The sequence below is a fragment of the Priestia sp. P5_B4 genome, assembly GCF_056400385.1.
In genome coordinates this window covers 1-1,016 of sequence record NZ_JBFULJ010001141.1, presented here as the reverse complement: position 1 = coordinate 1,016, position 1,016 = coordinate 1, and the positions used below count along the sequence as shown (strand labels likewise).

At 34.0% G+C, this 1,016-nt stretch carries 1 protein-coding gene; it reads left to right on the top strand.

Annotated elements, in window-relative coordinates; all coding sequences use genetic code 11:
* The first annotated feature begins 177 nt into the window (after window positions 1-177).
* A complete protein-coding gene (locus tag AC1DRF_RS29465) occupies window positions 178-414 on the top strand; it encodes a hypothetical protein (RefSeq protein ID WP_016764066.1) in 237 nt (78 codons plus the stop codon).
* Window positions 415-1,016: the final 602 nt, after the last annotated feature.

Below are 1,016 nucleotides of genomic sequence, written 5' to 3'. Positions count from 1 at the left end.
CTGATGAGCAAAGGCATGAAATGAGATTATGGTTAGTTGGAGTTTATGGTTTTTCGTATGGAGCAGCTAAAAGTTATATTGAATAATGCCAGCTGAAAATATTCTTTTAGTAATATATAGAGAAGGATTATTACACTTTTTGTAGAAATTATTAGGTAGAGAGTCGGTGGTTAGAGAATGAAAATTCAATTTGATTTTAAAGTACTAAATGTTGTAGAGGAAAATGGCGTAAAGTCCTACATTGTGCAATGCTCAAGTGAGAATTTCCGACGTGTTATTAAAGCTCAATATGACGGAAGTGTATATATACCAGATTACCATCAACAATTATGGGACATACAATCTCATGAAAGAACAGTTCTTGATATTGGACTAGCAAGCTTTATAATAAAAAATGAGAACCGCACAGTATAGGTAAATTCACATTCGAGCATAATATTAATGGTCAGTACTTCTTTTGCTAACGAATCGTTTTCTCCTTTAACATGTTAAGTGTATAAAAAGCACCCATAGCTTGGGTGTTTTTTATTTTGTTCGAGTAATAAAAAGTTGTTGAAAACGATGATTCACAATAAAAGAAAAGCTTTCATATTTTAATGAAGGCTTTTTTACAAATTCAAACAAAGTAGGTGATTAAATGTTTTATTCTAATTTCTATACGCCTTTTAACTATACTTTCTACCCTTATTTCATGCCTTCCTTTGGACGTCCTACTGGATATGTACTGAATTCTAGTGGTGAAGTTGACAGTTGGTGGGGGAATTATCCATTGGGGTATCCTGCCAAGGCTCCGAAACTTGGGGGTGGAGGACAGTCGCCTATTTCGGGACCTGCCATACCTTTCAGTTTCAGGGGGTATTATTGAAGTAATAAGCATAAGGATACTGATTCATCAGTGTCCTTTTTTATTAAAAACAGGTGATTTGTCATTCTTTGTCGAACTAGTAGATGAAGAGGTGATACACATATGCTTAAATTTAAAGTTGTTTTTGAATTTATAAATGGCAGGACAAAGG

Excerpts from the sequence above, each read along its gene's own strand:
- AC1DRF_RS29465 (WP_016764066.1), top strand. The coding sequence starts at position 178 with ATGAAAATTCAATTTGATTTTAAAGTACTAAATGTTGTAGAGGAAAAT.